This window comes from Alkalicoccus chagannorensis DSM 18086, assembly GCF_000429725.1.
Lineage (GTDB): Bacteria > Bacillota > Bacilli > Bacillales > Salisediminibacteriaceae > Alkalicoccus > Alkalicoccus chagannorensis.
This window is the reverse complement of sequence record NZ_AUCK01000012.1, coordinates 24,666-40,734: the sequence shown is the minus strand read 5'-3', so window position 1 is coordinate 40,734 and position 16,069 is coordinate 24,666. Positions and strand designations below refer to the sequence as shown.

Sequence of the window (16,069 nt, the reverse complement as noted above, 5' to 3'; positions counted from 1 at the left end):
CTGTTTCCGCAGTATCAGGTATCTGTCTTTTCCGGTACGACCTCTACATAAACGAGTTCGCTGCGGGAACCTAGGCGGACGGGCGGGCCCCAGAAGCCGAAGCCGCAGGAAACGAACGCGTGCATCTGCTCGAAGCGGTGGTAGCCCCAGTCGAGTGGGAACATCCGCTTCGTGATGTAATTGTACGGCCAGATCTGGCCGCGGTGGGTGTGTCCGCTGAGCGAGATGTCCGCGCCGGCGGCGGCCAGTTCATGGAGGCTCGTCGGCTGGTGGTCCATAACGAGCACCGGCTGCGCCGACGTGTCGAGCAGTGCTTCCGGAGTGGATCGGCTTTTGTTTGTTTTATCGGAACGGCCGACAATTGTGACGAGCTCGTCGATCCGGCGCGTTTCGTCCTCCAGCAGCTCGATACCGATGTGATGCAGCATCTCCCGGAGCGCAGGGATCGCCTGGCCGTAATACTCATGGTTGCCGGTCACCGCATAAATGCCTTTCGGGGCATCCAATTTTCCCAAAATACGATCTTGTCCCTTATCCGCGAAGACGTGCGGGTCGTCGTCGACGATGTCGCCACAGAGCAGAATCATGTCCGCGTGCAGTTCATTCAGGTGATCGACCAGCCGGTGGACGTGCTTCGTGTTCGATAAGCCGCCGAAATGCATGTCGGAGGCGAAGGCGAACGTGAACGGCTCGCTGGCTCCCTGAATGTGGATGGTGTGGCGTCGGACGACCGGTGAATAGGCGTTGTAGAGGCCGACGCCCCAGTAGACGACCATCAGCAGGACACCGGCCGCCGTGGCTGCGGTGACGGTGCTGTCCCACGGAAACCAGCGGGAGGCAACAAGCACCGCCAGATGGAGCAGGGGCAGCGCCAGCACGAAAAAGTGCAGGAAGGCGAACCAGATGGCGCCTGCCGTCTTCAACACCGGAAACCGGATCCCGGCGACGTACACATAGGCAGCAGCCTGCAGAAGCAGGACGAGCGGCAGCAGCGGAACCGGAAATACGTAGGCGAGTACCCAGGCAATATAAACATGAATGCCGCTGTACACAACAAAGAACAGCGCACTCATCGCAATTTGAAGCAGTTTCATCACAGTCGAATCTCCTTTCCATCTGACGCAAGTATAGCACTGCTGGGGGTGCCGCCGCATAATCGATGCATCCTGCAGCAGGAAAACCCCGCCGCTCCGTCGAACTGGAGAGGAAATGGAAAGAGAAAGGCTGGCTGTTCATGGCACTGTTCTACATTCTCCGGGACATCATCGTACCTGTCTTTATCCTTATGACCCTCGGGTTCGTCCTGCAGCGGAAATTCACGATGGACCTCGGCACTCTCGCCAAACTGAATATTTACTTCTTCGTTCCGGGCTTTATTTTCGTGACCCTCTATGAATCGGATGTCTCCCCGGCGCTGTTCGGTGCGGTGACAGGATTTTTCTTTCTCTTCGTGTTCCTGCTTTTCTTCGTGTCGGCGTTTACCGCCAGGCTCCTGGGACTCGAAACCGCGAAGAAAACGACCTTCACGAACAGCGCGCTGTTCTTTAACTCCGGCAACTACGGCGTCCCCGTCAACGACCTCGTTTTCCGCGGGGACCCGTACGCGATGTCGATCCAGGTGGTTGTCCTCACGCTACAGAACATGTTCCTCTTTTCCTATGGGATTCTAACCATGCGGGCTGCCGGAGAAGGACGGCTGCGCGCGCTGGCCGGCTACTTGAAAATGCCCGTCCTGTACGCCATGCTGCTCGGCATCGGCATGAACCTGCTCGAGCTTCCTGTCGCTCACTACGTCTGGGTGCCGGTGAACTACGTCGCCGACGGCATGATCGCCATCGCGCTTCTGACCCTCGGCGCCCAGGTCGCCCGAATCTCCTGGAGTACCGGCCTCGGCACGATTTACGCGAGCCTGGCCGTCCGCCTCGTCGTCGGCCCGGTCCTTGCGCTCGGCCTGATTCTGCTGTTCCGTCTCGACGGCACGACGGCGCAGGCTCTCCTGATTGCTTCCGCCATGCCGACGTCGGTCAACAGCGCCGTGATCGCCCAGGAATACAACAACCATCCGGATTTTGCGGCCAAAATCGTGCTCTTTTCGACGTTATGCAGCGCCTTCACCGTCACCGTCGTCATTTACGCCGCACGTGTCCTATTCGGCTGAAGCCCTCGTTGTCCGGACGAGAGGCCGCTGAAGATCGTACAATGTTTCATGACGATAGGCCATGATAGACGGTCACTTTTATAATAGTGATGAGAATCACCATTTTAGAAAGCGCTGTTAAATCTTGATGTTGTTATTTGATGAAAGCAGCGATAGGCGGCGACGCTCAAGGGATAAGCGCAGTCCGAAAATCCTCCTTCGCTTCGCGAGGGATAGTTGAGGACAAGCCCCTGAGCAAGCGTCCGCCGAAAGCGGATGAAATCAACAACGAACGATAACATAGCCTTTTAGAAAGGAAGATGAAGATATGGATGGAATTCAGCAAGGCTTGACTTTGTTACTTTTGATAGCTGTCGCTGCTATTTTCTTTTCTGCTGTGAGGCTTTTTATTTTCACCTTTTTAAGCGGTTTTTATCGCAGAGTTTATCAATGTTTAAAGAGAATACGCCTCTCTAATCAAAAATAGAAACCGGTCCTTCATTCAAAAAGCATTCTCGATCTTCAATGACTGGTACGACGAGGGTGGGAACATCTCTTTCCCTATGGTGGAAAGAGATGTTCCCAAGACGGTGACGCCTGCGGGAAAGCATGAGGGGAAGACCCGCAGAACATCCAAAGGAGGTTCGAGGAGGCTGAAGCCATGCCTGCGGCAAGCTTCCGTCTGTCGTGCAGTCGAGGCTGCTTTTCATTCATCCAATGCTGCTATAAAAATGCCCTCCATGTAGAGAGTGTCTGTCATAAGCGACGCTTTCAGTGGCCTCTCTGACGACACGTGCGATTGAAGACAGAGCTGCAGGGTTCATGGCTTGCCCCTGGGAGAAAAGGACAGGTAAGATGGACGAATGAAGGAGGAGTTGCAGATGACAGGTAATCAGAAAGAAGCATCCATAGAAGAGATCCACCGCGCGATGGAGGAGGGAACGCTGACCTCAGCCGGTCTCGTGGAAACGTTGACGGCGTGGATCGAAGAAATCAACGAAGCTGGACCGGAGCTGCGGGCCGTCCGCATGCTCAATCCGGACGCCGCAGACGAAGCCCGGGCGCGGGATGAAGAATGGCAGAACGGCGTGCGCCGTCCGCTGCAGGGCATTCCCGTGCTGCTGAAGGACAACATAGAAGCGGGCACGATGCCGACGACGGCCGGTGCTGAAGCGCTGCGTGGAAACGTCACCGGACGCGACGCTTTTCTCGTGAAGCAGCTGCGCGAAGCCGGCGCGGTCATTCTCGGCAAAACGAACTTGAGCGAATGGGCCTTTTTCATGACGGATGGAGCCCCGAGCGGCTACTCGACCGTCGGCGGTCAGGTGAAACACCCGCATGGACCGGAAACGTTCGAAGCCGGTTCGGTCGGCGGTTCGAGCTCCGGCTCCGGGGCAGCCGTCTCGGCCGGCATGGCGCCGATTGCTGTCGGTACGGAGACATCCGGTTCGATTTTAAGCCCGGCCAGTGCCAACAGCCTTGTCGGACTGAAGCCGACCGTCGGCGCCGTCAGCCGAAACGGCATCATTCCGCTTGCAGAGAGTCAGGATACGGCCGGACCGATGGCACGCACGGTCCGTGACGCCGCGCTGCTGTTCGGAGCGATCACGGGAGAAGACGAATCGGATGAAATAACAAAAAAAGGTGAAACCTCCAAGGATTATACATCGTATCTAGACACAGAAAGCCTGACCGGTGCTATTTTTGGTATCGATTGGGACTACGCCGGCAAAGAGGGAAGCGAGGAACGGCGCCTGATCGAAGAGGCCGTATCCACCCTGCGCCGCAGAGGAGCCGTCGTACGGAATGTCACGATTCCGAAGGCGGAACCGCCGCACGTGCTGTTTTATGAAATGAAGCGGGGCACGGATGCTTACCTTTCCGCGTCCCCGGCCGAGATTCCGGTGCGGTCCCTCGACGAACTGCTCGCTTTCAACCGGGAAGATCCCGAAGGCCGGATGCGTTTCGGACAGACGCTGCTGGAGCAGGCAGCCGAAAAAAGCAGCGATCCAGATGATGCGGAGTATGTGGCTTTCCGGGAGACCGATGTCCGCACGTCCCGTGAGGAAGGGGTGGACGCCGTGATGGCCGAACACGCGCTGGACGGAATGTTATCCGTCAACAACCACGGTGCTGCACTGCCGGCCAAAGCCGGCTACCCGTCGATCACGATTCCGGTTGGTGCCCAGGAAAACGGGATGCCGGTTGGACTGACGATCACGGCGCGGGCCTGGGAAGAACCACGGCTTGTCGCCTTCGGCAGCGCGGTCGAAGCGCATGCCGGCCACCGGGTCGTGCCGGCGCTGGCAGTGGAACAGCCGAACTAATCAGAGGAGGAGAGCAGCATGCTGACCAAGTTAAGGAACCTGGAGTCCGATACGATGACCCCGTACGTATTGACGACCGCTCCGCTGCTGCTGCTCCTTGCTTTTTTCGTGCCGCCGGCAGTCATCATGCTCGGACAGGACACGCTGTTCTTTTCCTATGATCACTGGTCGTTCATCCGACCGGATGCGGCGTTCCAAGGAGTAGGGGCAGCCATGATCTGGCTGGCAGTCGTACTCGTTTCCTGGTGGGCCACGAAGATTGCCGCTGAAAAAAGGGAGCGTCCGTACAAGTTAACCGGGCTGCACCTGACTGCTGCCGTGCTGACGCTGCCGGCAGTCGTGCTCTCCCTCTCGCACTATGCATACCTGGATGAGTCGGCGGCGGTGGAAAATAAATTCTTCGCTGTGGGGGAAACACGGGTTGCCTGGGACGACGTGGAGCACGTTGTGAGAGAGGCTGAGGCCGGATCACGCCAGGTGACGGCGTATTCGTTTGAGGGCCGGGAAGATACGGTCACTATTCCTTACGACAGCAGCGACTATCAGACCGTCCAGGCGATCAGCCGCGTGCAGGATATGTATGCATGGGACGTGGAAGAACAACGAGACGAATAACGAAGCCGCCTTCCGACCGGGAGGCGGCTTTGTTTTCGGCGTGATGAAGAGCTTCGATGTGTTGTACGGCTGGGGCAGCCGCCTGTCTGTTCATGCATCAACATTCGAAAAGAAGAGCTTGCCTGGCCCCGTCCAGCGAGGGTGCCTTCCCTTTCAGTCAGCAGGCCGCTGGCTGGTTCGGTTGATCAAAGGCAGTGTGATGAGGAAACGGAGCCCGCCTTCAGGTCTATTTTCCGCTTGGATGTCTCCGTCGTGCAGGTGGATCAGCTGTTTGACAATCGAGAGGCCGAGCCCGCTTCCAGGCGTTTTACTGCTGCGGGCATCATCCCCGCGGTAAAACCGGTCCCAGATAGAAGAGAGCTGCGATGCAGGGATGCCGGGTCCGTTATCATCAAACACGAGGACCGCTGTCTTGTCCTCCTGGTATACGTGCAGGTGTATCCGGCAGCCAGGACCGGTGTAGAGGACCGCGTTTCTCAGCAGGTTGTAGAGCGCCTGCTCTAATCGGTCTTGATCCAGGTGGACGTGTAACTGCTGAGAAGAGCGGGAAAACGAGAGGGTGCAGTGCTCCGCTTCGGCCGCAGCCTGGTAATTGTTGCAGAACTGCTGCACCGCATCAGACAGATCCAGGTTCTCCAGACGGAGGCTTCGTTTTCCTTCCTCCATATTGGTCAGTTCCACAAGATCCTCGACGAGCCGCTCCATCCGCACGGCTTCCCGGTGAATCACCGATATCTGCCGGTTCGCCTCTTCGGGAGCCTGAGGTTGATCTTGAAGCAGGGAAGCGTAGGCTTTAACGTACGTGAGTGGTGTCCGCAGATCATGGGAAATGCTTGATAAGAGCTGCTTTCTCGACTGCTGGTAAGCGGCCAGTTGACTCGACATCTCGTCAATGCGGGAGCTCAGCAGACCAAGTTCATCCTGACGACGCCAGTCCAGGGTCTCGCCCCAGTGACCATCTGCAATGTGGGCAGTGGAATCGGCGAGTTCACGCAGGGGACGGTGCACACGCCGGTGGAGAAACAACAGAAACAGTGCTCCGAGAAGCAGACTGCCGCCGGCTGCTGCAAGGGTCAATCGGAACAGCGCCGCGGTCGTATCGGCGAGGGGCTGCATCGATTGATCAATGAAAAGGTACCCCGCGGTCTCGCCGTTTTCTGCAAAAGGAGAGACCGCAAAAATACGATCGCCTCCCGGGCTGTAGGCGACCTCCGAAGGGGAATGAGATTGAATCCACGCTTGATAGGCGGCAATCTCGTGCTCGTCGGCACCGTCTGAGATCCGGACTGGATGCAGGTCCATGTCGAACTCGACGTAGTTTACGCCTTCTTCGCGTTCCTCCATCGTTAATATATGATTGAATGTGCCCGGATGAAAATTTTGATCGATTACGTCCGCATGGGCTGCCAGGCGGCTTTCTAAATCGGAAAAGGTCTGCTCTTCGTAAAACGACGTGGAAGCGGCATAGTAGCTTCCTGCCAGGACCGCAATGATGACGAGCATCATGACCCCTGTCATGATGCTGATTTTGGTTGTTACATTCACGGGCTTTCCCTCATCCGATAGCCGACACCCCACACCGTTTCAATCCACACGCCTTCATCGACTGCCTGCAGTTTTTCCCGGATATTTTTAATATGAGTATCAATCGTTCGGTCGAGTGAAACAGCAGGACGCAGGGTCAGCTGCTCGAGCAGCTGGTCCCTGGTGAACACCCGGCCGGGTCGCTGCAGGAAAAAGGAGAGCAGGTCGTATTCTTTCTTCGTCAGTTCGAGTGCATGACCATGAAAATAGATTTTTCGAGCCGCCTCATCCAATGCGAAAGGCAGCGGGGACTGCGGCGTCGCCAGCCGACCGCTGCGGCGCAGCACGGCCTCTACTCTGGCGCGGACTTCTGCGGGTTCAAAAGGTTTGGTGATGTAATCATCCGCCCCTTGTTCCAGCCCTTTGACAATGTGTTCTTTGTCCGTGAGGGCAGAGATCATCATCACTGCCGGAGGGTCTTTCCTCGTACGGACGGTCTGAAGAAAACTCCAGCCGTCCTCCCCCGGCATCATGATATCGAGCAGCAGCAGGTCTGTCTCCGGCAGCTGCTGCTTGGCTTCTTTTGTATTTGAAGCGGTACGGATATCATATGCTTTTTCAGCAACACAGGCGCGCAGCAGCGTCTGCATTTCCGGCTCATCATCGACGATCGTAATCACTGGTTTCATGGGAGGGGCTCCTTTCCTATGATGTTGAACGAGAAGATGTAACTATGTAGGGAGACTGACTCCGGAAAAGGGAGCCAGCCTTGCTGCGTAAAGCTTGAGAACCTATTAGGAGGATCCGTTGTTATTGTTATTTGAGTGCGGCATGTCGTCATTATCATCATGAGGCATGTTGTTGTTATTGTGCGGCATGTCGTCATTATCATCATGAGGCATGTCGTTGTTATTGTGCGGCATGTCGTCATTATCATTATGAGGCATATCGTTGTTATTGTGCGGCATGTTGTCATTATCATTATGGGGCATGTCGTTGTTATTGTGGTTATTCATCGTATTGTCATGGTCCATGTCATGATTCTCGTCGTTATCATGGTTCATTTGATTGTCTTCTTCCTCATGATTGTCTCCGCCATGGTCATCGTGATCTTCTCCATGATCGCCGTGGTCATCGCCGGTGACAGATTGGATTTCCATCAGCTGATCAAGCACGCCCTGGGTCTGGAAGCTGATATTCTCTTCGGTTCCCAGGAGGTAGCTGTGGTTGTAAGGTCCTTCCATCGGGGCTTCTTCAAAAGAAGGCTTGATCTGCGCCAGATAATCCGCATGCGCCTGCTCCGCTTCACCATCTTCCATCCAGAGAAGGGGTGCATGTTTACCCAGGTGGGCAAAAGGAGCGCCGGCCAGCACGAGGTCTGGATTTTCGGTGGATGCAAAGACAAAGCCGTGACCAGGATCGTTGATGTCCCAGCCGAAGCCGTCATGCTCGTAGGAAGCGAATGCAATGGACAGCTCGACAGGATCTTCTTCATCGATGCGTTCCACATTCCCATAGGAGGAAAGGGTTTCTTCGACTTCCTCAGAAATGATGTTTTCTCCGCCGAGCACGTACATCTCTACGTCTCCATCCCGGGCTTCCAGCGCGTCGATGGTGGCGTCCGGTACCTCGTCGTCTACATACAGCAGGGGTTCGTCCATATGAGAAATCCAGCTTCCGGCTACAGAGGAATGAAGGCGGTGGTCGTCATTGGAGGAACCGATCAGAACGGCTTCCGGATACGAACCAATGGTATCGGCAAACAGGCTGTCTGCTTCGGCAGCAAACGCAGCGGGTTCTTCCTCAATCAGGGTGTCGACTTCAAAATCGGCGAGCATGTCCTCCTCCTCGTCTGTCAGCTCCATGGCGGAGAGGACTTCGACTCCATCGTCATTCCCGAGGGGAGCCAGCCGTTCAATCTCGGCAACGAGGTCGTCATTCAAGCCGTCTTCTGCGAGCAGCAGCGGTCCGTCATTCGGGTGATGTACGAGGGTCAGCACGCTGAGGGCCTGCTGCCACTCGTTCGGGTCGGCAAGAATAACGGTACCAGGCTGGTTATGTTCATGGGTGGCCGGCCAGATCGTCTGAGACGTCTCGATGGAAACATCGGTGAGGTTGTCCTGATCGATGCGGGTGATGTTCTTCGTGTTACGTGTAAGCAGATTTTCCGAGGCTTCTTCACGTTCTTCCTCCGGGAGAGCAGCATGCTCCTCCTCGAATGCCTCACGGTCGTTATTACCTCCGGCTCCCGCGTTGTCATTCCCATCATGGTCCATTCCGTTTTGGTCGTCCTCATCTTCATTGTTCTCTTCTAGATTTTCGACATCTTCTTCCTCGTTCATCTCATTGTTCTCTTCAGCCATATTGTTGTTGTCAGACTGATCCTGAATCTCTACTGTATCATTGTTGTTCTCGTTGGTACATGCAGCCAGGGTCAGCAGGACAGCGCCACTGAGCATCCATGTTTTTTTCATGATGAAGCCTCCTTCTTAAAATAGGGTGCTTCCTCTTTATACCCGGGAGGTATGAAGAAAGTGTGTGTTTTTTCTCTAAAAATAAGGGCAGCCGGCGATGAAGGTCATCGTGTTGTGATGCCGCCCCATTAGGGAAGGCTGCCGGAGAAAGGAGAAGCGGGGAGGTTGGAAAGCTGCTGTGGAATGGACACTCAGAGAGGACGGCGGTTCGGCCCAGGCCGCCGTCTGCTCTTCAAAACCCGGCAGCGATGACGCACGCCATTCCGACCAAAAGGCGCTCTGCGCTTTTGCTTGGAACGGATGCCGGAAAAGAGGGACGCTGTTTCTGCGATCGTCCTATTCGGCTTTCAGCAGTTTGGCGTTGATGGCAACAATGATCGTGCTTAAGGACATGAGCACCGCGCCGACCGCTGGCGTGAGGAGGATACCAGCCTGATAGAGGACACCGGCAGCTAACGGGAGGGCGACGATGTTATACCCTGCGGCCCACCATAAGTTTTGAATCATTTTCCGATAGGTGGAGCGGGAGAGCTTGATGAGAGCGACGACATCCAGAGGGTTGCTGCGGACGAGAACGACATCAGCAGATTCAACGGCGACATCTGTACCTGCACCAATGGCGACACCCAAGTCGGCGGCAGCAAGCGCTGGAGCATCGTTGACACCATCCCCGGTCATTGCTGTTTTTTTGCCGGATTCCTGAACTTTTTTTACAATATCCGCCTTCTCATGCGGAAGAACCTCCGCATAGATATGATCAAGCTCAAGCTCCGCTCCAACCCAATGTGCTACGGTATGGTTGTCCCCGGTCACCATCATGGCTTCGATCCCCATCTGATGGAGCACGGCCACGGCTTCTTTGGAATCATCACGGACTTGATCGGCTAAAGCGATCATCCCGTACAGCTCGTCCTCTACGACAAGGAAAATAACCGTTTTCCCATCATCGGAGAGTTGTTGGAAGGCTGCTTCATCAAATGACATACCGGCTTCACGCACATAGCCGGGGCTGACTGCGAGGACGTCTCGCTCGTCTACCTTTCCCTGCAGGCCTTTCCCTGTGAGAGACTCGACCTCGGTTGGTTGTGAATAGGAGATGTTCTCTTCTTCTGCAGAGCTGACAATGCCATGTGCAATCGGATGAGCCGATGAAGATTCGAGGGACGCCGCGTAGTAAAGAATGGTCTCCCGATCTGCCGCGGCTTCTATCACATTCGTGATGCCGAACGCTCCTTTCGTCAACGTCCCGGTCTTATCAAACAACACTGCGTCAAGATGCCTTGCTTCCTCGAAGCTGGTCCGGTTGCGGATCAAGAGGCCTTTTTTAGCAGAGTGCGAGGTGGAGACGGCATTGACCAGCGGAGTAGCGAGGCCTAACGCGTGCGGGCAGGCGATGACCATCACGGTCACCATCCGCTCGATGGCAAAGTTGGTCGAGAACCCTGCAGCCAGCCATCCGGCCAGTGTCAAGAACCCGGCTGTCAGCGCAACATAAAACAGGAATTTTGCAGCCCGGTTTGCCAGGTCCTGTGTTTTGGATTTCGATTCCTGCGCTTCCTGAACCAGCGTGATCACCTGGGACAGGTAACTTTCTTCGCCCGTTTTTTCGACTTCCACATGAAGAATGCCTTCGCTGTTGATGGAACCACCAATCAGGCTGTCCCCCCGTTTCTTTTAAGACAGGAACTGCTTCGCCAGTGACGGCGGATTCATCCACATCCGAACGGCCGTCTGTCACTGTGCCGTCCACGGGAACCTTCTCTCCAGGTTTCACGAGTACGATCTGGCCTGGTTTCAACTCGGCTGCCGGGACATCGACGGTCGTACCGTCATTCATCTGCAGATGAGCGGTGGAGGGCATAAACTTCACGAGTTCTTCCAAATCACCGGAAGCCCCGGCAATGGATTTCATTTCTATCCAATGACCTAAAAGCATAATAACGATCAACGTGGACAGTTCCCAGTACATTTCGTGGCCGGGAACACCAAATACGACGGCGGAACTGTAAAAGTAGGCGACGGAAATCGCCAGAGAGATGAGCGTCATCATCCCGGGACTGCGGTCTTTGATCTCGCTCCCGGTCCCTGATAAAAATGGCCATCCGCCGTAAAAGTAAACAAAACTGGAGAGGGCGAACAACAGATACATATCCCCGGTGAAGCGCCAATCGACTCCGATGAAATCCTGAATCATCGGAGAAAGTGCAAGAATCGGCACCATGAAGATCAACGAGATGTAAAAACGACGTTTGAAGTACTCGATATGACCGTGGTGCTCCCCGTGGCCATGGTGACCTTCCTCTTCCTGGGCATGATGCCCGTGTTCCTCGTGATGGTCCATGTCTATCTCCTCCTTATCACCTACCACTATAGAGGTAAATTGTGAAGAAAGTATGAAGAACCACTGATGGCTTCTTCCTTTTGTAAATGCATTCAAGGGCGAGGGACAGAATGTGGGGGAAGGCGCGGTGTGTCCATGGATATGTCGCAGAGCGGTCTTTGCGGCGCTGCGCTCGGACGCACGGCGCTTGGGAGCGGTCATTCAACGAGGAAAAGCGGCGGTTCAGAGGGGAAGCTCGGTCACTCAGGCGCCGGGCGGACACTCCGCGGGCTGCAGCGGACGCTGGGGCGCCTCGCTCGGACGTTCAAGCGGACCGGGCGGCGCTTTTTCCGCTCCTCGAGAAAACCTGCAGCCCCTGATTTACCCAAGCCCTTCCGGTTTACGGCTGCCGGAGCAGCCGCTGAAAAAGGTAATTGATGGGCTTCCAGGTTGGGATGGAAGACGCGGTGTGTCCATGGATATGTCGCAGAGCGGTCTTTGCGGCGCTGCGCTCGGACGCACGGCGCGTGGGAGCGGTCATTCAACGAGGAAAAGCGGCGGTTCAGAGGGGAAGCTCGGTCACTCGGGCGCCGGGCGGACACTCCGCGGAGCCTGGCGGTCACTCAGAACCTTCGCTCGGACATTCAGCACGGCCGGGCGGCGCTTTGTCGACGGCCGCCGGCAACGGGAGACATCCATCCAGAACTTCATCCACCTAAACCCTTCCCGTCCCCGGCACAGCAGGCCGGGGAAACGTCTCCGATCGAAAAGAAATTTTCCCATCCAGCAGGAATTCCTTTCCTTGTGTCGAAACGAAGATAAAGAAGAGCAGAAGCCATGGTCAGTCGTGCGCATTTCATTTTTGAAGGAGGATGAACATGACAACGACAGCGGAACGTTTAGGAGACAAGGCGGCATATTATCTGGAGCACACGTGTGAGACGATCCCGAAAGAGCAGATTTATGCGCCGGGGCCGGACATGGTGGCGCGGGTGTATCAGGCGACGGATCGCTCGCCGGCGGTGCTTCGGAACCTGCAGAGTCTGTTCGGGCACGGCAGGCTGGCGGGAACGGGGTATTTGTCGATTCTGCCGGTGGATCAGGGGATTGAGCATTCGGCGGGGGCGTCGTTTGCGAAAAATCCGGCGTATTTTGATCCGAAGGCGATTGTGGATTTGGCGCTGGAAGCGGACTGCAGCGCGGTGGCGTCGACGCTCGGAGTGCTCGGCGCGGTCGCGCGGGATTATGCGCACCGGATTCCGTTCATTGCCAAAATCAACCACAATGAGCTGCTGACGTACCCGGAGACGTACGACCAAATCATGTTCGGATCGGTGGAGAAGGCGTGGCAGATGGGTGCGGCGGCCGTCGGAGCGACGGTCTATTTCGGCTCGGAGCACAGCGGCCGGCAGATCCAGGAGGTCACGGAAGCCTTCGAGCGGGCGCATGAGCTCGGCATGGCGACGATCCTCTGGGCATATCTGCGGAATCCCGGTTTCAAAAAAGACGGGGAGGATTATCATACGTCGACGGACCTCTCCAGTCAGGCGGTGCACCTGTCCGCGAGCATGGGAGCTGATATCGTGAAGCAGAAGCTGCCGACGAACAATGGCGGCTACACCGCCATCGGCTACGGGAAAACGGATGAGCGTGTCTACAGCGAACTGACGAGCGAGCATCCGATTGACCTGACGCGCTACATGGTGGCAAACTCGTATATGGGACGGGCTGGATTGATCAATTCGGGCGGCGGTTCGGCCGCACGAGATCTGGAAGAAGCGGTCGAAACGGCCGTCATCAATAAACGAGCCGGCGGAATGGGGCTGATCCTCGGACGAAAAGCGTTTCAGCGGCCGCGCAGCGAGGGGATCGAACTGATCCGCGCCGTGCAGGACGTTTACGCAGATTCGGAGATCACCCTGGCTTAAATTGAAGGAGAGCTGGGCAGGTTATGATCACGTTCGTCAAATGGATAGGAGCAGCGGCGGTGCTTGCCGGCGTGCTGCTCCTGCTGATTTACTGGTTTCAAGATCGCCTCGTCTTCTTTCCGTCGACGATCGACGAGACACAGGGCGACCAGACGGCATCGGTTCAGGAGGATGCCGAACGGGTCTCGTATGTCATGGAGGACGGGACGACCGTAGCCGGCTGGAAGCTCAATCGGAGTGACGAGCGGCTGCTGATTTACTATGGCGGGAACGGGCAGGAGCTGTCCGGACAGGTGAGGGACATGGACGATTTTGACGACTGGTCGGTGCTCCTCGTGAATTACCGCGGCTACGGGTTGAGTGAAGGCGATCCGGGCGAAGACGTGCTCTACAGCGATGCGCTCGAGGTATACGATCAGGTAGCTGAGGAGTACTGCGAAACGGCTGTGATCGGGCGGAGCATCGGTACCGCGGTGGCGGCTAACACCGCCGTGGAGCGGGATGTAGATCAGATGGTACTGATTTCACCTTTTGACAGTCTAGCCGCCGTCGGGTCGGAAGCGTACCCGTTCCTGCCGGTGGAAACGCTGCTGCGCTTCGAGTTTGATACCGCTTCGAGGATCCAGGGATGGGATGGTCCGCTGATGGTCGTCTACGGCGAAGACGATGCCATCGTACAGCCGGAAAGGACCCGGGCGCTGCTGGAAGCCTGGGATGGCGAAGCGGATGAAGTGAGGTCGATGCCAGGCCGCGGTCATAACGACCTGCAGCTGGAGCCGGATTTTTATTCGGCGATGGCAGACTTTCTGCGTGAGCGCAGCACGACTATGGAATGAACAGGACGACCCTCGTACCACCGATCCGCAGCCTTTGGATCCGGGTGGGGCGGGGGTTTTTTGTCGCGATGAGGTACTTGTACGTTTGCCTGGAGGTGGCTCAAAAGTGTCATGAAGTGACGTCATCTGCTTCATGGACAGGCTCAAATGTATCCAGATGTGGCTCAAATCCGGCGAAGTGGCTCAAAAAAAGCGGCAGGCGACGCGCTCCCGCTGCCCGGCCGCCCGCTTCATGCCAGGAAGCGACGCCTTTTTTCGCTCAAGCGACCTGCTTTTCCTCTGTGAAACATCCTCGTACATCGGTGTTCCTCTCGCAACAAGGTCTATCACAAAAAAGGCTTCGGAAGGGTCACTTCCGAAGCCGTCACGTCGACTGGATGAACGATGGTTACGCGCGCTCCCAAATGTCCTGGAACTGCACGTCCGCGGCTTTCATCATCGTATAAACCGGGCAGCGCGCTTCGACTTTCTCCTGCAGATCGCGAAGCTGTTCTTCCGATGCATCGGCATCGACCTTCGCCTGGATCTGCACCGTTTCAAAATACGGGCGCACAGAGGTATCGCCCATGAACCCCTTCGGATTAAAGCTGCCTTCGATTGTAAACTCGATACCTTCGAGCTCGAGGCCCATCTCCCGGGCGACCATGTTCGCGGTAATGTTCTCACACGCGGCGAGCGACGCAAGCGCCGTCTGCATTGGGTTCGGCCCCTGATCCATGCCGCCCATGCTGCTTCCCTCATCGAACACCAGCTTATGGCGTCCTGCCTCGGCATCCAGCTTCAGTCCTTCACTCTCGGCGTGTACGTTAAATGTCATCATGTGTTCATCATCCTTTTTTTATAAATGGTGTGCGTCCTTTCCCGGACGCGGGGAGTATAGCAACGGGAAAACCCCGGTACCTGCATTATGCGGCTTTTCCCTCTGGCTGAAACCAGCGGGTCATGCTGAATTTGGCGTAGTACGTAATCATCTGGTACTGAATTAAAAAAGCTAGCGTCAATAGCAGAGCAGCTTCGCCCCCGAAAGAGGTGGCGGCGATCCCGAGCGCTATCGACAAGTTGCGGAGCGCCGTACCGTTCACGAGTGCAATACCCTGCTCCCGATGGAAGAAGCGCTTCGCCACCCAGGTGCTGAACGCGAAATTAATCAGATAGAACAGCAGGACAGCGGCGAGGGCGGAACCGATAATGCCGATGTTAGCCACAATCATGTCTGCCCGGACGCTCGTGCTGACGAAGACGACCCAGAGCAGTCCCCAGACGCTGAGCGGCGGGAAGTTCGGTTTGATCTTCTTTTGAAACTCCGGTTGAGAATATTTTTTCAGCAGGATAAAGGTCGTCAGCTGTCCGAGCACGAGAGGGATGAAGACGACCATCAGGATGGTGTGCAGTATCGCCATCACGTGAATCGGCACAAACTGTCCGATCATTGCGAGCAGGTACCACGGCGTCAGCAGCGCGCCGGCGATGAGGCCAAATACGGTCAGCTTCACGGCTGCCGGGACGTTCCCTTTTTGGATGCCGGTCCACGAAATGGTCATGCCGCTCGTCGGCAGCAGTGCTGCGAGCGCCAAACCGGCAAACATGAGCGGCTGGTCGGAGAAAAACAGGATGCCGAGCAGAAAGGCGACACCGGGAATAAAGAGAAAATTAATCGCGAAGGAGGCGCCGATCAGCCGGCTGTCTTCCTTGATTTTCGTCAGTTCTCCGAGCTTCAGCCCCACCATCGTCGCGTAGATCATGATAATCGTCGCCAGCATGATGGTCGGCATCAGAAAGGACGTATCGACAAGCAGGCCGACGATAAAACTCAGGATAAGAATTCCAGGGACCGCAATCATCATATTCTTCTGCGGCCACTGGTAGATTTTCATGAACATGGTTGCACCTCCTTATGTAAATACCGTA

13 protein-coding genes and 1 pseudogene are annotated in these 16,069 nt (G+C 56.1%); 6 read left to right on the top strand and 8 right to left on the bottom strand.

Going from position 1 to position 16,069, the window contains the following annotated elements; all coding sequences use genetic code 11:
* Positions 1–14: 14 nt before the first annotated feature.
* On the bottom strand, positions 15–1,094 hold the full coding sequence (locus G477_RS0108060; protein ID WP_051287816.1) for a metallophosphoesterase: 1,080 nt from the start codon (positions 1,092–1,094) through the stop codon (positions 15–17).
* A gap of 140 nt (positions 1,095–1,234) precedes the next feature.
* Here G477_RS0108060 and G477_RS0108055 point away from each other — a divergent pair, with 140 nt between their 5' ends.
* The 4 genes from G477_RS0108055 to G477_RS0108040 all read left to right on the top strand — a co-directional run bounded on the left by G477_RS0108055 (position 1,235) and on the right by G477_RS0108040 (position 5,079).
* Positions 1,235–2,158, top strand: a complete 924-nt coding sequence (locus tag G477_RS0108055; protein ID WP_035211592.1) for an AEC family transporter — start codon at positions 1,235–1,237, stop codon at positions 2,156–2,158.
* A gap of 307 nt (positions 2,159–2,465) precedes the next feature.
* A complete protein-coding gene (locus tag G477_RS21185; protein ID WP_156897316.1) occupies positions 2,466–2,624 on the top strand; it encodes a hypothetical protein in 159 nt (52 codons plus the stop codon).
* Positions 2,625–3,018: 394 nt separating this feature from the next.
* Positions 3,019–4,464 carry an amidase family protein gene (locus tag G477_RS19080; protein WP_245575440.1) on the top strand — a complete coding sequence of 482 codons (1,446 nt, stop codon included), beginning with the start codon at positions 3,019–3,021 and terminating at the stop codon, positions 4,462–4,464.
* 18 nt (positions 4,465–4,482) lie between these two features.
* Positions 4,483–5,079, top strand: coding sequence for a hypothetical protein (locus tag G477_RS0108040; protein WP_026697513.1), 597 nt, complete (start codon positions 4,483–4,485; stop codon positions 5,077–5,079).
* 153 nt (positions 5,080–5,232) lie between these two features.
* Here the strand turns inward: G477_RS0108040 and G477_RS0108035 are convergent, their stop codons facing one another.
* From G477_RS0108035 to G477_RS21660, 5 genes and pseudogenes are all read right to left on the bottom strand, one after another.
* Positions 5,233–6,624, bottom strand: coding sequence for a sensor histidine kinase (locus G477_RS0108035; protein WP_026697512.1), 1,392 nt, complete (start codon positions 6,622–6,624; stop codon positions 5,233–5,235).
* Positions 6,621–7,292, bottom strand: a complete 672-nt coding sequence (locus G477_RS0108030) for a response regulator transcription factor (RefSeq protein ID WP_026697511.1) — start codon at positions 7,290–7,292, stop codon at positions 6,621–6,623. Before G477_RS0108030 ends, G477_RS0108035 begins: the two co-directional genes overlap by 4 nt.
* Positions 7,293–7,397: 105 nt before the next feature.
* Positions 7,398–9,077 (bottom strand): cell wall-binding repeat-containing protein, encoded by a 1,680-nt coding sequence (locus G477_RS19075; protein ID WP_205622332.1) that lies wholly within the window; start codon positions 9,075–9,077, stop codon positions 7,398–7,400.
* A 336-nt stretch (positions 9,078–9,413) separates the two neighbouring features.
* Positions 9,414–10,703, bottom strand: a complete 1,290-nt coding sequence (locus G477_RS21665) for a heavy metal translocating P-type ATPase (RefSeq protein WP_483756938.1) — start codon at positions 10,701–10,703, stop codon at positions 9,414–9,416.
* Positions 10,704–10,812: 109 nt separating this feature from the next.
* Positions 10,813–10,914: pseudogene (locus tag G477_RS21660) on the bottom strand (P-type ATPase actuator domain-containing protein); the annotation flags it as partial.
* Between the two features lie 1,361 nt (positions 10,915–12,275).
* Between G477_RS21660 and G477_RS0108010 the strand changes: the two are divergent.
* Together G477_RS0108010 and G477_RS0108005 are read left to right on the top strand one after the other, a co-directional pair.
* Positions 12,276–13,325: a class I fructose-bisphosphate aldolase gene (locus G477_RS0108010; protein ID WP_026697509.1), complete on the top strand. Its 1,050-nt coding sequence runs from the start codon at positions 12,276–12,278 to the stop codon at positions 13,323–13,325.
* 23 nt (positions 13,326–13,348) lie between these two features.
* Positions 13,349–14,161 (top strand): alpha/beta hydrolase, encoded by an 813-nt coding sequence (locus tag G477_RS0108005; protein WP_026697508.1) that lies wholly within the window; start codon positions 13,349–13,351, stop codon positions 14,159–14,161.
* A 388-nt stretch (positions 14,162–14,549) separates the two neighbouring features.
* Here the strand turns inward: G477_RS0108005 and G477_RS0108000 are convergent, their stop codons facing one another.
* Positions 14,550–14,981: an OsmC family protein gene (locus G477_RS0108000; protein WP_051287812.1), complete on the bottom strand. Its 432-nt coding sequence runs from the start codon at positions 14,979–14,981 to the stop codon at positions 14,550–14,552.
* 85 nt (positions 14,982–15,066) lie between these two features.
* On the bottom strand, positions 15,067–16,041 hold the full coding sequence (locus G477_RS0107995) for an arsenic resistance protein (protein ID WP_026697506.1): 975 nt from the start codon (positions 16,039–16,041) through the stop codon (positions 15,067–15,069).
* Between the last annotated feature and the right edge of the window lie 28 nt (positions 16,042–16,069).

What these genes read in the sequence shown, in the direction of transcription:
- G477_RS0108060 (WP_051287816.1), bottom strand. Translation starts at nt 1,094, where the DNA reads ATGAAACTGCTTCAAATTGCGATGAGTGCGCTGTTCTTTGTTGTGTAC.
- G477_RS0108000 (WP_051287812.1), bottom strand. Translation starts at nt 14,981, where the DNA reads ATGATGACATTTAACGTACACGCCGAGAGTGAAGGACTGAAGCTGGAT.
- G477_RS0108030 (WP_026697511.1), bottom strand. Translation starts at nt 7,292, where the DNA reads ATGAAACCAGTGATTACGATCGTCGATGATGAGCCGGAAATGCAGACG.
- G477_RS21185 (WP_156897316.1), top strand. Translation starts at nt 2,466, where the DNA reads ATGGATGGAATTCAGCAAGGCTTGACTTTGTTACTTTTGATAGCTGTC.
- G477_RS0108055 (WP_035211592.1), top strand. Translation starts at nt 1,235, where the DNA reads ATGGCACTGTTCTACATTCTCCGGGACATCATCGTACCTGTCTTTATC.
- G477_RS0107995 (WP_026697506.1), bottom strand. Translation starts at nt 16,041, where the DNA reads ATGTTCATGAAAATCTACCAGTGGCCGCAGAAGAATATGATGATTGCG.
- G477_RS0108005 (WP_026697508.1), top strand. Translation starts at nt 13,349, where the DNA reads ATGATCACGTTCGTCAAATGGATAGGAGCAGCGGCGGTGCTTGCCGGC.
- G477_RS19080 (WP_245575440.1), top strand. Translation starts at nt 3,019, where the DNA reads ATGACAGGTAATCAGAAAGAAGCATCCATAGAAGAGATCCACCGCGCG.
- G477_RS0108040 (WP_026697513.1), top strand. Translation starts at nt 4,483, where the DNA reads ATGCTGACCAAGTTAAGGAACCTGGAGTCCGATACGATGACCCCGTAC.
- G477_RS19075 (WP_205622332.1), bottom strand. Translation starts at nt 9,077, where the DNA reads ATGAAAAAAACATGGATGCTCAGTGGCGCTGTCCTGCTGACCCTGGCT.
- G477_RS0108010 (WP_026697509.1), top strand. Translation starts at nt 12,276, where the DNA reads ATGACAACGACAGCGGAACGTTTAGGAGACAAGGCGGCATATTATCTG.